At 71.2% G+C, this 15,998-nt stretch carries 20 protein-coding genes; 6 read left to right on the top strand and 14 right to left on the bottom strand.

Annotation, left to right across the window (positions count from 1 at the left end):
- Positions 1-32: 32 nt before the first annotated feature.
- From OG344_RS18205 to OG344_RS18185, 5 genes are all read left to right on the top strand, one after another.
- Positions 33-386 carry a YraN family protein gene (locus OG344_RS18205; protein ID WP_405084122.1) on the top strand — a complete coding sequence of 118 codons (354 nt, stop codon included), beginning with the start codon at positions 33-35 and terminating at the stop codon, positions 384-386.
- A 1-nt stretch (position 387) separates the two neighbouring features.
- Positions 388-1,935, top strand: a complete 1,548-nt coding sequence (locus tag OG344_RS18200; RefSeq protein ID WP_405084121.1) for a YifB family Mg chelatase-like AAA ATPase — start codon at positions 388-390, stop codon at positions 1,933-1,935.
- Positions 1,935-3,233, top strand: a complete 1,299-nt coding sequence (gene dprA, locus OG344_RS18195) for a DNA-processing protein DprA (RefSeq protein WP_405084120.1) — start codon at positions 1,935-1,937, stop codon at positions 3,231-3,233. Before OG344_RS18200 ends, dprA begins: the two co-directional genes overlap by 1 nt.
- 110 nt (positions 3,234-3,343) lie before the next feature.
- Positions 3,344-4,264, top strand: a complete 921-nt coding sequence (locus OG344_RS18190; RefSeq protein ID WP_405084119.1) for a tyrosine recombinase XerC — start codon at positions 3,344-3,346, stop codon at positions 4,262-4,264.
- 135 nt (positions 4,265-4,399) lie between these two features.
- Positions 4,400-5,104 carry a cytidylate kinase family protein gene (locus tag OG344_RS18185; protein WP_405084118.1) on the top strand — a complete coding sequence of 235 codons (705 nt, stop codon included), beginning with the start codon at positions 4,400-4,402 and terminating at the stop codon, positions 5,102-5,104.
- Here the strand turns inward: OG344_RS18185 and OG344_RS18180 are convergent.
- From OG344_RS18180 to rpsP, 10 genes are all read right to left on the bottom strand, one after another.
- Positions 5,084-5,902, bottom strand: a complete 819-nt coding sequence (locus tag OG344_RS18180) for a M23 family metallopeptidase (protein ID WP_405084117.1) — start codon at positions 5,900-5,902, stop codon at positions 5,084-5,086. The genes OG344_RS18185 and OG344_RS18180 overlap by 21 nt on opposite strands.
- A 161-nt stretch (positions 5,903-6,063) precedes the next feature.
- Complete coding sequence (locus tag OG344_RS18175) at positions 6,064-6,387, bottom strand: DUF2469 domain-containing protein (protein WP_012888569.1); 324 nt, start codon at positions 6,385-6,387, stop codon at positions 6,064-6,066.
- 90 nt (positions 6,388-6,477) lie between these two features.
- On the bottom strand, positions 6,478-7,203 hold the full coding sequence (locus OG344_RS18170) for a ribonuclease HII (RefSeq protein WP_327044483.1): 726 nt from the start codon (positions 7,201-7,203) through the stop codon (positions 6,478-6,480).
- Between the two features lie 78 nt (positions 7,204-7,281).
- The gene (gene lepB / locus OG344_RS18165; protein WP_405084116.1) at positions 7,282-8,016 is read right to left on the bottom strand and encodes a signal peptidase I; all 735 of its coding nucleotides are present in this window, start codon (positions 8,014-8,016) and stop codon (positions 7,282-7,284) included.
- 39 nt (positions 8,017-8,055) lie between these two features.
- Complete coding sequence (gene lepB / locus OG344_RS18160) at positions 8,056-8,892, bottom strand: signal peptidase I (RefSeq protein ID WP_405084115.1); 837 nt, start codon at positions 8,890-8,892, stop codon at positions 8,056-8,058.
- A gap of 164 nt (positions 8,893-9,056) precedes the next feature.
- A complete protein-coding gene (gene rplS / locus OG344_RS18155) occupies positions 9,057-9,422 on the bottom strand; it encodes a 50S ribosomal protein L19 (RefSeq protein WP_327044480.1) in 366 nt (121 codons plus the stop codon).
- A gap of 154 nt (positions 9,423-9,576) precedes the next feature.
- Complete coding sequence (gene trmD, locus OG344_RS18150) at positions 9,577-10,425, bottom strand: tRNA (guanosine(37)-N1)-methyltransferase TrmD (RefSeq protein ID WP_327044479.1); 849 nt, start codon at positions 10,423-10,425, stop codon at positions 9,577-9,579.
- Positions 10,426-10,435: 10 nt separating this feature from the next.
- Positions 10,436-10,951 carry a ribosome maturation factor RimM gene (gene rimM / locus OG344_RS18145; protein WP_327044478.1) on the bottom strand — a complete coding sequence of 172 codons (516 nt, stop codon included), beginning with the start codon at positions 10,949-10,951 and terminating at the stop codon, positions 10,436-10,438.
- A gap of 150 nt (positions 10,952-11,101) precedes the next feature.
- Positions 11,102-11,344, bottom strand: coding sequence for an RNA-binding protein (locus OG344_RS18140; RefSeq protein WP_117409795.1), 243 nt, complete (start codon positions 11,342-11,344; stop codon positions 11,102-11,104).
- Position 11,345: 1 nt separating this feature from the next.
- Positions 11,346-11,801, bottom strand: a complete 456-nt coding sequence (rpsP, locus tag OG344_RS18135) for a 30S ribosomal protein S16 (protein ID WP_405084114.1) — start codon at positions 11,799-11,801, stop codon at positions 11,346-11,348.
- A 351-nt stretch (positions 11,802-12,152) separates the two neighbouring features.
- On the opposite strand from rpsP, the gene OG344_RS18130 reads away from it, so the two are divergent.
- Complete coding sequence (locus OG344_RS18130; RefSeq protein ID WP_405084113.1) at positions 12,153-12,917, top strand: DUF4232 domain-containing protein; 765 nt, start codon at positions 12,153-12,155, stop codon at positions 12,915-12,917.
- Between the two features lie 25 nt (positions 12,918-12,942).
- On the opposite strand, the gene ffh is transcribed toward OG344_RS18130, so the two are convergent.
- The 4 genes from ffh to OG344_RS18110 all read right to left on the bottom strand — a co-directional run bounded on the left by ffh (position 12,943) and on the right by OG344_RS18110 (position 15,993).
- On the bottom strand, positions 12,943-14,508 hold the full coding sequence (gene ffh / locus OG344_RS18125) for a signal recognition particle protein (RefSeq protein ID WP_405084112.1): 1,566 nt from the start codon (positions 14,506-14,508) through the stop codon (positions 12,943-12,945).
- A 125-nt stretch (positions 14,509-14,633) separates the two neighbouring features.
- On the bottom strand, positions 14,634-15,185 hold the full coding sequence (locus OG344_RS18120) for an ATP/GTP-binding protein (protein WP_327049534.1): 552 nt from the start codon (positions 15,183-15,185) through the stop codon (positions 14,634-14,636).
- A gap of 7 nt (positions 15,186-15,192) precedes the next feature.
- Positions 15,193-15,573 (bottom strand): DUF742 domain-containing protein, encoded by a 381-nt coding sequence (locus OG344_RS18115; RefSeq protein ID WP_327044474.1) that lies wholly within the window; start codon positions 15,571-15,573, stop codon positions 15,193-15,195.
- 3 nt (positions 15,574-15,576) lie between these two features.
- Positions 15,577-15,993: a roadblock/LC7 domain-containing protein gene (locus OG344_RS18110; RefSeq protein ID WP_327049533.1), complete on the bottom strand. Its 417-nt coding sequence runs from the start codon at positions 15,991-15,993 to the stop codon at positions 15,577-15,579.
- Between the last annotated feature and the right edge of the window lie 5 nt (positions 15,994-15,998).

Raw genomic sequence — 15,998 nt, 5'->3', positions numbered from 1 at the left:
CTCGGCGAGTGTCGGGGGCTGGAGGTGGTCCGATGGCCGCGAAGGATCAACTGGGCAGGCACGGCGAGCAGTTGGCCGTGACCTATCTGACGGCGCGAGGCATGCGCGTCCTCGACCGGAACTGGCGCTGCGCCGAAGGCGAGATCGACATCGTCGCCCGTGACGGGAACGCGCTGGTGGTCGTGGAGGTGAAGACCCGCTCCGGGCGCAGCCACGGCACCGCGTTCGAGGCGGTGACGGGCGAGAAGCTGCTGCGCCTGCGCGCACTGGCCGGCCGGTGGCTGGCCGCGCACACCGAGCGGTTCGACACGATACGGGTCGACGTGATCGCGCTGGAGAGGTTCGCCGGCGACTTCTCGCTCAGACATGAACGGGGGGTGGTCTGAGGTGCCCGTCTCCCGGACCCACTGCGCCGGCATCGTGGGCGTCGCCGGACGCCTCGTGGAGGTCGAGGCCGACGTCGGCCGCGGCATCGCGGGCACGCACTTCATCGGGCTCCTCGACACCGCGATCAGCGAGGCCCGCGGCCGCGTGCGGTCCGCGCTGATCAACAGCGGATTCGCCTGGCCCGACGCGCGGATCACCGTGAGCCTGTTCCCGGCCACGCTGCCCAAGCGAGGTTCGATCTTCGACCTGGCCATAGCGGTCGCGATCCTCGGCGCGGCCGGCGCGGTGCCCGCACAGCGGATCGCGACGCCGGCGTTCCTGGGCGAGCTCGGTCTCGACGGCCGGGTGCGGCCCGTCAGGGGCGTGCTGCCCGCCGCGCTCGCCGCGGCCCAGGCGGGCGTGGGCACCATCGTGGTGCCCGCGTTCAACGCGACCGAGGCCGCGCTGGTGCCCGGCCTCACCGTCGTTCCGGTCGCCACCCTCGGCGAGCTCGTGGGATGGCTGCGAGCGGGCGACCTGCGCCGGCTCCCGGTGGTGGCGGACGCCGCGTCCCTGTCGCGGGACGACGACCCCGCCGAGGACGCCCCCGGGCCCGACCTGTGCGACGTCGCCGGGCAGCCGATGGGCCGCAAGGCGCTGGAGGTGTGCGCCGCCGGAGGGCACAACCTGTGGATGCTGGGTCCCCCGGGGAGCGGCAAGACCATGCTCGCCGAGCGCCTGCCGACCCTGCTGCCTCCGCTGGACCAGGACAAGGCCCTGGAGGTGTCGGCCATCCACTCGGTGGCGGGCACGCTGCCGCCGGGACGCCCGCTGCTCACCCGGCCGCCGTTCATGGCCCCGCATCACAGCGCGACGATGGCGGCCGTCGTCGGCGGCGGGAGCGGCGGCGTCGTACGGCCCGGGGTGGTCTCGCTCGCGCACCGTGGCGTGCTCTTCCTCGACGAGGCGCCGGAGTTCGCGACGACCGTGCTCGACTCCCTGCGCCAGCCGCTCGAGTCGGGGGCGGTCACCATCGCCCGGGCCGTCGGCACGGTCACGTTCCCCGCCCGGTTCATGCTGGTGCTGGCGGCGAATCCCTGTCCCTGCGGGCTTCAGGGCACCGCTGGGCACCCCTGCCGGTGCACCCCGGCAGGCCGGCGCCGCTACCTCGACCGGCTCTCGGGGCCGCTGCTGGACCGCGTCGACGTCAAGGTGCGGATCGGCCGGGCCACCCGGGCCGAGCTGCTCGCGGACCGGCACTTCGTGGAGAGCAGCGCGACCGTGGCCGAGCGGGTCGGGCAGGCCCGGGAACGGGCCGCCCGGAGGCTCGCCGGCACTCCGTGGCACACCAACGCCGAGGTGTCCTCGTCCGCGCTGCACAGCCGGTTCCGCCTGCCCGACAGCGTGATGGCCCCGCTGCACCGGGGGCTCGACGTGGGCACGCTCAGCGCACGCGGCCTCGACCGCGTGCTCCGGATCTCATGGACGCTCGCGGACCTCGCGGGCGAAGACCGTCCGGGCCGCACCGAGACATCGGCGGCCCTCGCACTGTGGCTCGGAGTGGACTGATGCGAGTGACCGACTCCTCGAAGGAGACCGAACGGCCCGGGGAGCCCGGATGGCCGGATGGAGCGCGACTCCCCGGCGAGCCGGAGCGCCCCGGCGAGATGGAACGGCCGGGCGGAGCGGGACAGCCGGAGCGGCCGGATGAGGCGGTGCGGCTGGCGCGGGTGGCTCTCATGCGCATGGCGGAGGCGGGCGACGCGGTGATGGGCCGCCTGATCGCCCGCTGCGGCCCGGTGGCCGCGATGGAGCAGGCGAGACGGGGGACGCTCGACCCCGGCTTCGTACGCGAGGAGAGCGACCGAGGCGGCCCGTCGGCACGCCAAGGGGACCTCGATCGGCACGCGGCCGCCTGGGCGGCCCGCTACGGAGATCCCGCCGCCGACCTCGCGGAGGGTCGGCGGCAGGGGGCGCGGCTCGTCGTCCCGGGCGACGCCGAGTGGCCCACCCAGCTTGACGACCTGGAAGATGTCAGGCCTTTCGGGCTCTGGGTGGACGGGCAGGCGAACCTGCGCTTCTCCTGCCTGCGTTCGGTGTCGGTCGTCGGGGCCAGAGCAGCCACCGCGTACGGCACGACCGTGGCGGCCGAGTTCGCCATGGGTCTCGGCGGGCGAGGCTGGACGGTGATCAGCGGCGGCGCGTACGGGATCGACGGCGCGGCGCACCGGGGCGCCCTGGCCTCCGGCACGCCGACGATCGTCGTGCTGGCCTGCGGAACGGACGTCTGTTATCCGAGCGCCCACGAGGACCTGTTCCGCGTCGTGCGAGAGCACGGGGTGATCGTCAGCGAGTGGCCGCCGGGGGCGCACCCCACCCGGCTCCGCTTCCTCGTCCGCAACCGGGTGATCGCCGCTCTGTCCCGGGGAACGGTCGTCGTCCAGGCCGCCGCCCGCAGCGGGGCGCTCAACACGGCGTCCCACGCCTCCGGTCTCAACAGGCATCTGATGGCCGTGCCCGGTCCCATCACCGCCGAGGTCTCCGCGGGCTGCCACATCCTGATCCGGCAGGGCAAGGCCGTCTGCGTGACCTCCGCCGAGGAGATCGTCGAGGTGGCCGGCTCCATCGGGGACGACCTCGCCCCCGAGCGGCGCGGCCCCGTCTGGCCTCGTGACGGACTGAACGACGAGACCAGGCGCGTCCTGGAGGCGATCCCGGCGCGGGGCGCCGCGGGTCCCGCCGCGATCGCCGTCGCCGCCGGCGTTGACATCGGGACGGCGCTGTCCTGCCTCGGCGGCCTGGCCGCGGCGGGCTTCGTCGAGAACGTCGACCGGGGATGGCGGCTGCGGCCCACCGCCCGGGGCTGACAGGTCACCCCGGCACTCCCCGCGGCGCCCCGGACGCGCGTAGGTTCACCTGTGTGGGCCGCCGGCGCGGCCCGACGCGGCAGGGGCCGAGCGCGAAGGGGAAGGGCGGCATGACAGCGGGCGAAGAGCGGGATCACGGACGGTTCGATGTCGTGCTGGAGCAGTTCGAACGGCATCTGCACCTCGAACGGGACCTGTCGCCCCACACGGTGCGGGCCTACCTGGGCGACGTCACCGCACTGATCACGCATCTGACCGCCGCCGGGCAGACGGACCTGTCCGGCCTGGACGTCACCGGCCTGCGTGACTGGCTGGGCGACCAGCACCAGGCCGGACGCTCCCGCGCCACGCTGGCCCGCCGGACGGCGTGTGCCCGGGTCTTCACCGCCTTCTGCCACCGCCGGGGCTGGCTGGCGAGCGACCCGGGGCTGCTTCTCGGCACCGCCAAGGCGGAGCGCCGGCTGCCCAAGGTGCTGGATCAGACCGAGGCCGGGGCCGTTCTCGACGCCCCCGCGCGGGACGAGCCCAAGGACCTGCGCGACCGGGCCATGCTCGAACTGCTGTACGCCACGGGCATGCGGGTGAGCGAGTTGTGCGGCCTCGACGTCGACGACGTGGACCGGGACCGCAACACCGTCCGGGTGATGGGAAAGGGGCGCAGGGCGCGGACCATCCCGTTCGGCCTGCCCGCGCTCCGGGCCCTCGACGCGTGGTGTGTGCGCGGCAGGCCTCTGTGGGTTCGCGAAGGGAGCGGTCCGTCGCTCTTCCTCGGCGTCCGGGGAGGGCGTGTCGACCAGGGCACCGTCCGGCGCGTCGTCCACGCCCGGCTGGCCCAGGTGGAGGGGGCGCCCGACATGGGTCCCCACGGGCTCCGCCACACCGCCGCCACCCACCTGCTCGAAGGCGGGGCCGACCTCCGGTCCGTCCAGGAACTGCTCGGACACGCCTCGCTGGCCACCACGCAGATCTACACCCATGTGTCGATAGAACGGCTACGGGCGGCCTACCGCCAGGCCCACCCCCGGGCCTGACGACGCCTCGTGCCGACCCTCAACCGGCTGATTCCGCCCTCCCACAGCGCCCAGCTGGGCCAGGCCGGGGACAGCCTGACGTGCGGTGCCGAACAGAGACATGGTGAGAACAGAGACATGGTGGGAGAGGCGGCAATGGACCAGGGCACCCGCGGCGAGCTCATCAGCCGGCTGGCCGAGGCGATCGGGTCCGTCACGGCCGCGCACCCGCTGCGGGTCGCCATCGACGGACCACCAGCCGCCGGCAAGACCACGCTGGCCGACGAGCTCGCCGTCGTCCTGCGCGCGCAGGGCCGAGACGTCATCCGAGCGACCATCGACGACTTCCTCTTCCCCCGTGCGCAGCGCTACCGACGCGGCCAGTACTCGGCCGAAGGCTGCTACTTCGACGCCCACGACCACGCCTCGCTGTGCCGCGTGCTGCTCGATCCGCTGGGCCCAGGCGGAGACCGGAGGTTCCGACACGCGGTCCACGACAGAGACACCGACACCCCGTCGTCTCCGCCGGCCACGACCGCCACCGCCGACGCCGTACTGCTCTTCGACGGCGTCTTCCTCCTGCGCCCAGAACTCGTCGACCGGTGGGACCTGCGCATCTTCGTGTCCGTCCCATTCGAGAAGACGATAGATCGCGCCCAGGACCGAAGCACGGCACTGGCCGGATCCACCGCCGACCCCGCCGAAATCGAACGGTCCTGGCGCAACCGCTATATCCCCTCCCAACAGCTCTACTTCGCGACGGCCCGCCCAACCGACCACGCCGACGTCATCGTGTACAACGATCAGCTCCAACGGCCGGCCTGGGAAGTCCGACCACACTCATCGATACGCAGGATCTGACGATTGCTCGATGGCCCAGCGGGGCAGGAGACGGACCTGTCCCTGCCCGAAGAGGAGGAGCGGATCGAGGTAGAGCCGGCCGCTCGAAAGGCCCCGCTCACTCAATAAGCCCCGATCACTCAATAGGCCCCAGTGCAGGCATGACACCGGGCAGTGCGCGGCGCCGTCCTCGATGAGGCCGATGACCTGTCCGGCCGCGACGACCTCGCCGGGGCGTACCAGGGCGCGCACCGGCAGGTAGGTGGTGCGCAACCCTCCGGCGTGCACGACCGTCACGACTCCCCGTCCGGCGATCCGCTCCGCCACGCCGGCCCTTCCCGGCCCCGCGGCCCTGACCTCCTCGCCGGGATCCGCCGCGAGGTCCACGCCCCGGTGCCCGGCGAGCCAGCGCTGTGCGGGCGGATCGAAGAGCCTGAGCGGCCGTGCGTGCCTGGAAAGCGGCCACGTCCACCTCGGCGCTCCTCTGGGGAGCCGCGTCCCCGCCGCCCGGAACGGGCGGGACGAAGCCGGCTCGCGCGGATAGCCGATCGCCGCGGGCCGCTCCGCCTCGCGCGGATGGCCCGCCGCCGCGGAGTGCTCCGTCCCGGACGGAAGGGCCTCCGTGGGTCTGGCCGCCCGCACCGGCCCGGCGGGAGGGTGGGGCGCCTTCGAGGGCGCGGGGGCCGATGCGGGGGCCGGGGACGGCTTCGGAGGAGGATTCGGGGGAAGAACGGCGCCGGTGAAGCGGGCGGCGTCCGAGGGAGAGGCCGGAGCCGCGATCACCAGGACGATGACGAGCGGATACGTGACGCTACGCATGCGATCAGGATGCGCGGTACGAGTCCGCACCAGGCGGCCGAGCGCCGTTCTGTGGATAGACAGACGGGTGGAAGACAGGTGCCGCCCAGGATCAGGCGCGGCACCGGGCCGACCTCGTGCTCGATCAGCCGCCGTACCGGGTCAGCCGCCGTCGGACGCGATCAGTTGGAGAAGCCTTCCTTCGGCATCTCGAGGTCCGGCTTGGCCAGTTCCTCGACGTTGACGTCCTTGAAGGTCACGACCCGCACGTTCTTCACGAAGCGGGCCGGGCGGTACATGTCCCAGACCCAGGCGTCCTGCATCTTGACGTCGAAGAAGACGTCGCCGTTCTCGGCGGTGCGCACGTCGAGATCGACGGAATTGGTGAGATAGAAGCGCCGCTCGGTCTCGACCACGTAGGTGAACAGTCCGACCACATCGCGGTACTCCCGGTAGAGCTGCAACTCCATCTCGGTCTCGTACTTTTCGAGATCTTCGGCGCTCATCCCGGTCCTCCTCTTCCGCTCCCCGTCGAGATCCCTGCCGAGACTCCCGTCGAGGTCCCCATCAAGATCGCCGGTCGAGACCGGTCCTCTTCAGAGGACACCGGCCCCGACCTCATTCTCGCGCATGTCCCCATCCTGCCCCGTCCACAGTCCCCCTGCCGGGACCGGTGTCCCATGAGTCACCCTGGCCACCGTCACGAACGAGAACCGGTGCTGGGCACACGGCCCGTGGCGGGCCAGCGCCCGTCTGTGGCCCGGCGTCACGTATCCCTTGTGCAGGGCGAAGCCGTACTGCGGGTAGGTCTCGTCGAGACCGTGCATCAGCCGGTCCCTGGTCACCTTCGCCACGATCGAAGCCGCCGCCACGCATGCCGCGACCTGGTCGCCCTTCCAGACGGCCAGCGACGGCGCGGGCAGCCCGGCCACCGGGAAGCCGTCCACGAGCACGTAACCGGGGACGAGCCCCAGCCCGGCGACAGCCCGCCGCATGCCGGAGATGTTGCACTTGTGCAGGCCGCGATCGTCGATCTCCCGGGATGGGATGACGACCACGCGCACGGCCCGTGCGGTCGCCATGATCTGCTCATGGAGACGTTCGCGGACGGCCTCGGTCAGCAGCTTGGAGTCGCCCAGCCCGTCGATCTCCCGCCCCAGCACGACCGCGGCGACCACCAGCGGTCCGGCGCAGGCGCCGCGCCCGGCCTCGTCCACCCCGGCGACCGGCGTGAAACCCCGCCGGGCCAGGGCCCGCTCGTAGCCGTAGAGTCCGGAGTCCCGCCGTACGACACTCGGGCGCGGACGATAGGCAGCTGTCATGACGAGAAGCAGATTACGCCCCATTCGAGACCCGCGATACGGCCGAAACCGCCTTCGGCGGCAAAGCCGCAGGTGAGATCAGTGAACGACCGAGAAAGTGTCGGGACGGGACAGGAACGAGATCCGGTTCAGCGGCCAGTAGCGCAGGAACGCGCGCCCGATGATGTCGTCCTCCGAGATCGTGCCCTGATGTCCGTCGTCCAGGTAGAAGCGCGAATCGGCGGAGTTGTTCCGGTGGTCGCCCATCAGCCACACCCGTCCCTTGGGGACCTTCACGTCGAAGTCCCGGCCGGAGGGATAGACCCCCGGGTAGAGGTACTTGCCCTCCTCGTCCAGGGGCGTCCCGTTCACGGTGATGCGGCGCTTGTCGTCGCAGCACTTCACATGGTCGCCGCCGACGCCGATCACCCGCTTGATCGTGTCCTCGCCGTCCCAGCCCTTGAAGACCACAATGTCGCCGCGCTCCACGGACCCCAGCTTGTACGCGAGCTTGTTGACCACGACGTAGTCGTTGATCAGCAGCGTGTTCTGCATCGACTCCGACGGGATGTAGAACGACTGCAGGAGGAACGTATGGATCAGCAGTGCGGCGACCACCCCACCGAACATGTACAGGAGGGTGTCCCGCAGGCCCGAGCCCTTCTTGGCGGCGTCCTTCTCCTGCTTCCCGGGCCCGGTCTCCGCCGGCACCGTCCCTGTCGGCACCGTCCCTGTCGGCACCGTCTCCGGAGGTCCGGCCCCGGCCGGGCTCTCGCCCACGGGACGCACGGGCCCGCCGCCCGCGCCTAAGCGGCTCTCGTCGGCCTCGCTCACTTGATCTCGCTCTCTCCTCCGGGCTCGCGCACGTCCGCCCTACCGCCGCCTCAGCCTGCGCCCGAACCCGCGGCCCATCCGGCGGCCCGTCCGGCGGCCCATCCGGCGGCCCACGGCGACCAGCGGCACGGCCCCGGCGAGGCCCGCCACGAACGGCGCGGCCCCGGCGGCGGCCTGGAAGCCCGGCTGCCCGAACGTGTCCGGGATCGGCAGGATCTTGGCTCGGTCGAACGGCCAGACGATGACGAACGCGCGCCCGATCACCTTGTCGGCGGGGATCGTACCGCCGCCCGGGTCACCGGTGTGCAGGCGGGAGTCCCAGGAGAGCGAACGGTGGTCGCCCATGACCCAGAGGCGGCCCGGCGGCACGGTGACCTCGAACGGCCGGTCCGACGGCGCGTTGCCCGGGTACAGGTACGACTTCTCGTCGAGCGGCACGCCGTTCACGGTGACACGGCCCTGGGCGTCGCAGCACTTGACCTTGTCTCCGGGCACGCCGATGACCCGCTTGATGTAGTCCTTCTCCCCCGGGACCATTCCGAAGGCCGTGCCGATCCAGCGCATGGCCCCGACGACGGGGTTCGACGGCTTCTCTATCTGCACCTCGGGGTCCCAGGAGTCCACTCCGGAGAACACGACGACGTCACCGCGCGCGATGTCGCGTACGCGGTAGACGAGTTTGTTGACCAGAACCCGGTCGTTGATGAGGAGCGTGTTCTCCATCGACCCCGACGGGATGTAGAACGCCTGGACCACGAAAGACTTGATCAGCAGGGCCAGAGCGAGAGCGACCACGATCAGAACGGGCAACTCCCGCCAGAACGAGCCTTTCTTCTTGCCGTCCTCGGCGTTCTGCTTGACGTCTTCGGCGACCACGTCCACCCCGTCCTCGACAGGCGACTCGTGCCCGGCCCCTGTCCTCGCTAGCCAACGCTGCTGAGCCTAGATGATGTCCAGGACGGCGAGCGTCGAGGACACCGCATCCCCGGCCAAAAAGAAAGTGGCCCGCACCTGAGGCACGGACCACGATCCCCAAGACCCTACTTGGCGGTCGGCAGCGCGTCGCGCTTCTCGCGGATGCGGGCGGCCTTTCCGCGCAGGTCACGCATGTAGTACAGCTTGGCCCTGCGGACGTCACCGCGGGTGACCAGCGTGATCTTCTCGATCACCGGGCTGTGGACCGGGAAGGTGCGCTCGACGCCGACGCCGTAGCTGACCTTGCGGACCGTGAACGTCTCACGGATACCGCCGCCCTGACGGCGCAGGACGAACCCCTTGAACACCTGGATACGGGACCGGTTGCCCTCGACGACGCGGACGTGAACCTCCAGCGTGTCACCCGGGCGGAAGTCCGGTACGTCGCTGCGCAGGGCAGCCTTCTCGAGCTCCTGGATCTGCGTGTGCATGGCGGCGGTTCCTCATTGACATGAGCACGCGGAGGTCCACCCGGCCGGGCCGCGGCTCGGCATCGAGGGGGACACGCGCGCTTGGCTTGATACGTCTTGTCTGCCACGTCTCGACCGGGACTCACCCGGACATGCGGAAGAAGGCAGCAGCGACTCAGTCTGCCACATCTTCCGGCGCTGCGCGAAACGCGCCGCCCGACTCGCCGCCAGACACGGCGGCGGACCGGCGTTCCTCGAACTCCTCGACGACGTGCCGGTCGTGCTTGTCGAAGCCCTCCCGGTCGAGCCTGGCGGCCAGCTCCGGCCTGCGCTCCAGCGTGCGGCGCAGCGCCTCGTCCCGCCGCCACCGGGCGATCCTGCCGTGGTGACCCGACAGGAGGACCTCGGGCACCTCGTGCCCCCGCCACACGGGCGGTTTCGTGTAGACGGGGCCTTCCAGCAGGTTGGCCATGGCGCCGGGGGCGAAGGAGTCGTCGGCCACCGACCGCGCGTTGCCGAGGACTCCGGGCAGCAGCCTGCCCACGGCCTCGACCATGACCAGGACGGCTGCCTCTCCCCCGGCCAGGACATAGTCGCCGATGCTCACCTCGTCGGCCCGCAGGCGGGCGCCGTACTCGGCCACGACCCGGGAGTCGATGCCCTCGTACCGCGCGGGCGCGAACAGCAGCCACGGCTCCTTGGCGTACTCCAGCGCCACTTCCTGGGTGAACGGCCGTCCGCTCGGGGTGGGCACGATCATCCGGGGCAGCGTGTCCTCGCCGGAGCCGGCGCGTCCCTCCCCGATCACGGCGTCGACGGCCGCGCCCCAGATCTCCGGCTTCATCACCATGCCGGGCCCGCCGCCGTACGGCGTGTCGTCCACCGTCTTGTGGACGTCGTGGGTCCATTCGCGGAGTTGGTGCAGATGGATGTCGAGGATGCCGCGCTCGCGCGCCTTGCCCATCAAGGAGACGTCGAGCGGGGCGAAATACTCCGGGAAGATCGAGATGATGTCGACGCGCATGCGGCCGCTCCTACTCCGCCTCGGTGTCGAGCAGCCCGGGCGGAGGGTCGACGACCAGGATCCCCTTCCCGAGGTCGATCTCGGGCACGAGCGCCTTGACGAACGGGATGTACGCGTCGTCGCGCGACGGCCGGGTCACCACCAGAAGGTCCTGGCCGTGGTGGAGGACGTCACCCACCTCGCCGACCCGTTCTCCCCCGGTCGTCACGACCGCCAGGCCGATGAGCTCGTGGTCGTGGAACTCGTCGGGGTCCTCCAGCGGCGGCAGGTCGGCGGAGTCCACGACGAGCAGGGTGCCGCGCAGCGCCTCGGCGGCGTCCCGGCTCGCCACGCCCTCGATGGTCAGCAGCAGGATGTCCTTGTGCCACCGGGACCGCTCGACCGTCACCGGGCCGGCCGAGGCCGGGTCGGTGACCAGCGTCACGCCCGGGGCGAACCGCGAATCGGGGTCGTCGGTGCGCACCTCGACCGTGACCTCGCCCCGCACGCCGTGCGGACGGCCGATCCTGCCCACGACTAGCTGCACGTGCCGCCTACCATTCTTCGTCAGTTTCCGGCCCGGGAAACCCGGCGCCGGGAGAGCCGTCCCGCGGGGACCCGCGGAAAGCCCCGGAAAACACACCGGGGGACCCCGGTGTGGGGTCCCCCGGGCGCGAGCGTCGCCGCTGGAGCGGGCTCAGCGCGCCTCTTCAAGGTCGACGAGGTCGATCCGCACGTACTTGCCGTCCGACAGCGCGTTGACGACTGTGCGCAACGCCCTGGCCGTACGGCCGCCACGGCCGATCACCTTGCCGAGGTCGTCGGGGTGAACCCGGACCTCGAGAACGCGCCCGGTGCGAATGCGCCGGGCGCGGACCCGGACGTCGTCCGGATGCTCGACGATGCCCTTGACCAGGTGTTCGAGGGCTTCCTCGAGCACCTCAGGCCTCGCCTTCCGGCTTCTCCTCCGCGGCCGGGGCCTCGGTGGTCTCTTCGGCCTTCGCAGGCTTCCTGGCCTTCTTCGGCGTGGTGGCGGCGGCGCCGGTGTCGCTCGACAGCGACTCCCGGGCCGCGGCCTCGTACGCCGCGTGCCGGTCGGGCTTGGGCTCGGCGACCAGGAGCGGCGTGGCGGGGGCGGGCTCGCCCTTGAACTTCTGCCAGTCGCCGGTCAGCTTGAAGATCTTGAGGACCGGGTCGGTCGGCTGCGCGCCGACGCTCAGCCAGTACTGCGCCCGCTCGGAGTTCACCTCGATGCGCGAGGGGTTCTCCTTCGGGTGGTAGAGGCCGATCTCCTCGATCGCCCGGCCGTCCCGCTTGCTCCGGGCGTCGGCGATGACGATGCGGTACTGCGGGTTGCGGATCATTCCGAGCCGCTTGAGCTTGATCTTGACTGCCACGGGTGTGGTCTCTCCTGCATTAGAGCGTGGGTGAGTGGTATCTCGTCGAGTGGGGCACGACGGGAGCCCGCTCGAGGGACAGACGCGGCCGGCAGAGGTGAGAGGGCATCCGCCTGGTCACGATGTTCCAGCCTGACATTCTGCCAGATGATTGCGCGTGCTCGGGCAACGACGGCCCCGGCGCCGCTCCCGGTTTCCCCCACCCCGGAAAAGGGCCGCCCGGAAAAGGACCCGGAGGACGACCCGGAAGACGGCCCGGAGAAGCTCCGCCGGAGACGGGGAGACACGCGCCCTCGCGGAAAGGGTGCCCGATCAGGCGAACTGACCGGCGGGATCGGCCGTCCAACAGGCATGCGAGCAATCACGAGCACGGCCGGCGTCGCGGCGGCGGCGGCCATCCTGCTGTCCACCGGCTACGCTCTGTCCACCCGTGACGCCCTGTCCACCGGTGACGCTCTGTCCGACGCCGCGCACCCGGCGGTCGGAGCATCGGCGGTCGGAGCATCGGCGGTCGGAGCATCGGCCGCCGGCCCGGGCGGAGGCTCCGGCGAGAGTACGGGCAGGGCTGCCGGCGCTGCCGGCATGGTCTCCACCGCCCCGGCACCGGCCTTCTCATCGGCACCGGCCCACGGCACCGTCCGCGCGGCCTCCGCTTCGACCAACTCCACCAACTCCACCGCCTCCACCGCTTCCTCGGCGAAGGAGCCCGCGCGGTGCCGTACGACGGGACTGCGGGCGCGCGTCGGACGGCAGGACGCGGGGGCGGGGAACCGCTACGCGCCGCTCGTGCTGACCAACACCTCGGGCGGGACCTGCTGGGTCTACGGCTTCACCGGGCTCGTCCTGATCGACGGCCGGGGCGACGTGCTGCGCACCCGCACCCGCCGGGAGAGCGTGACGCCACACCGGGTCACGCTGCGGCCCGGCGCGAGCGCGCACGCGCGGCTGCACTGGACGGTGGTGCCGTCCGGGCACGAGACCCGGTGCCCCGCCTCGGCCCGGCTGATGATCATCCCACCGGACGAGGTGGCGCACCTGGAGGTCCCGTTCAGCGCCACGGTCTGCGACGACGGCCGGATCGACGCCAGGCCGATGGCCCCCGGCGCCGGTCTCTGACCCTCACCGGACGCCCGGCCACCCGTTAATTCTGGCCGGGCAGCTTGAGCTTGGAGGGGTCGAAGCCGGGCGGAAGCTCCAGGCCGGGGGGCAGCTGACCGCCGTTCCCGAGGTTGCCGAGCAGGCCCTTGGGCAGCTTCGGCTCGTCCGAGCCGTCCGAGCCGTCCGAGGCGGCGTTCGCCCCGGCCTTGCCGAGCGCGGCCTTGCGGGGGTCGCCGCTGACGCGGCGGCCCTTCTTGGGCTTCTGCGCCTTCTGCTTGCGCCCGCCGGGCATGCCCGGGATGCCCATGCCCTGGGTCATCCGCTTCATCATCTTCTGCGCCTCGAAGAACCGGACGACCAGGTTGTTCACCTCGGTGACCGTCACTCCGGAGCCCTTGGCGATGCGCGCCCGGCGGGAGCCGTTGATGATCTTCGGATCCTGCCGCTCAGCGGGGGTCATCGAGCGGATGACGGCGGCGACGCGGTCCAGGTCGCGGTCGTCGACCTGGTTGAGCTGCTCGCGCATCTGGCCCATGCCCGGCATCATGCCGAGCAGGTTCTTGATGGGCCCCATGCGGCGGACCATCATCATCTGCTCGAGGAAGTCGTCGAGGGTGAAGCCGTCGCCGGAGACGAGCTTGCCCGCCATCTTGGCGGCCTCCTGCTCGTCGAACGTCTTCTGCGCCTGCTCGATCAGGGTGAGGATGTCACCCATGTCGAGGATGCGGCCCGCCATCCGGTCGGGGTGGAAGGCGTCGAAGTCCTCAAGCTTCTCACCGGTGCTGGCGAACATGATCGGCCGGCCGGTGACGTGCCGCACCGACAGGGCCGCGCCGCCGCGGGCGTCGCCGTCGAGCTTGGTCAGCACGACGCCGTCGAAGCCGACGCCGTCCATGAAGGCGCGGGCGGTGCTCACCGCGTCCTGGCCGATCATCGCGTCGAGCACGAACAGGACCTCGTCCGGCGTGACCGCGTCGCGGATGTCGGCGGCCTGCTTCATCAGCTCCTGGTCGATGCCGAGACGGCCGGCGGTGTCGACGATGACCACGTCGTGCTGCTGGCGCCGTGCGTGGTCCAGCGACTGCCGCGCCACCGCGACCGGGTCGCCCACGCCGTTGCCGGGCTCGGGGGCGTACACCGCCACTCCAGCCCGCTCGGCCATGACGGCGAGCTGCTGCACGGCGTTGGGGCGCTGCAGGTCGCAGGCCACGAGCAGCGGGGCGTGCCCCTGGTCCCGCAGCCATCTGGCGAGCTTGCCGGCGAGGGTCGTCTTGCCCGAGCCCTGGAGACCGGCCAGCATGACGACGGTCGGCGGGTTCTTGGCGTAGCGCAGCCGCCGCGTCTCGCCGCCCAGCACCTCGATCAGCTCGTCGTTGACGATCTTCACGACCTGCTGGGCGGGGTTCAGCGCCTGGGAGACCTCGGCGCCGCGGGCCCGCTCCTTGATCCGGGCCACGAAGTCCTTCACGACCGGCAGCGCGACGTCCGCCTCAAGAAGCGCGATGCGGATCTCGCGGCAGGTCGCGTCGATGTCGGCGTCGGAAAGCCTGCCTTTGGACCGAAGGGAGGAGAAGACCGAAGTCAGCCGGTCGGAAAGCGTCTCGAACACGTGTTTGGCCAGCCTCGAAGCGAGTGGACGGGTCGGTGAACCATCAGTCTCCCCAGACTATCCGCCCGTACGGCGTTCACGCCCGCGCCGCCGTGGTGAGATCGCCGGACGGCGGCGCCGGGTCGTCACCGGAGCGCGCCGACGTGCGATGTCAGGGCGTGCTCGACGAGCGTGATCAGGGCGCTCTTCACCGATCCCCGGTCCCGGGCGTCCGTACGGACGATCGGGACCCCGGGTGAGATCGTGAGCGCCTCCCGCAGTTCGTCCTCCGAGTGGGTGTACTGCCCGTCGAAGCCGTTGACGCCGACGACGAACGGCAGCCGCGCCTCCTCGAAGTAGTCCACCGCGGGAAAACTGTCGGCCAACCGCCGGGTGTCGACCAGCACCACCGCACCGATCGCCCCCCGCACCAGGTCATCCCACATGAACCAGAACCGATGCTGACCCGGCGTGCCGAACAGATAAAGGATCAGATCCCGATCCAGCGACACCCGCCCGAAGTCCATCGCCACCGTCGTGGTCGTCTTGTGCGGCACCAGCCCCACATCATCCACACCCGCCGACGCGTCGGTCATCACCGCCTCCGTCGTCAGCGGCACGATCTCCGACACCGCCCCCACGAAAGTCGTCTTGCCCACACCGAAACCCCCCGCGACCACGATCTTCGTCGAGGTCAGCCCCCGGCTAGAGCCTGCGAAGTCCACTGAGCACCCTTTCCAGCAAGTTCAGATCCGGCTTACCCGCCTCCAACTGCGGCTGATGCACATGCACCAACCCCTCCGCCGCCATGTCCGCGATCACCACACGAACCACACCCAGCGGAATCCGCAACAACGCCGACACCTCGGCCACCGACCGCACCTGACGGCACAGGGAGGCGATGGCCCGATGCTCCGGCGGCCTCGTGGACAGGTCGTAGTGCGTGGTCGTGGCGGAGGAGACCAGTGCCTCCAGCGCGAGCTGCATACGTGGCGTCGTACGCCCGCCGGTGACGGTGAACGGGCGCACCGGGGAGGGCGGCTCCTCCGGGAGCGGGCCGCCGGGCCGCTGTCCCCAAGGGTCCATGCGTCACCTCCGCGGGTGGGACGCCTGCAGCTCGGCCCGGACCGCAGGGGTCAGCACCTGCCCCGCACGCTCCACCAGCAACGTCATCTGATAGGCCACCAGACCCAGATCGGAGTCGGCCGCCGCCAGCACCGCCAGACACGACCCGTCACTGACCGACATGATCAGCAACAACCCCCGCTGCATCTCCACGACCGTCTGCACCACGGGACCGCCCTCGAACACCCGGGAGGCCCCCTGCGTCAGACTGATCAACCCGGCGGCCACCGCCGCCAGCTGATCCGCCCGATCCTTGGGAAACCCGTTCGAGAACGCCAGAGGCAACCCGTCGGCCGACACCACCACGGTGTGCGCCACACCCGGGACCGCACTCACGAAATCACTGATCAGCCAGTTCAGGCCGCGTGCACCCTGGCTCAACTCCC

Source organism: Microbispora sp. NBC_01389 (genome assembly GCF_045040095.1).
Taxonomy (GTDB): domain Bacteria; phylum Actinomycetota; class Actinomycetes; order Streptosporangiales; family Streptosporangiaceae; genus Microbispora.
This window is presented reverse-complemented; position numbering and strand designations above follow the sequence as displayed.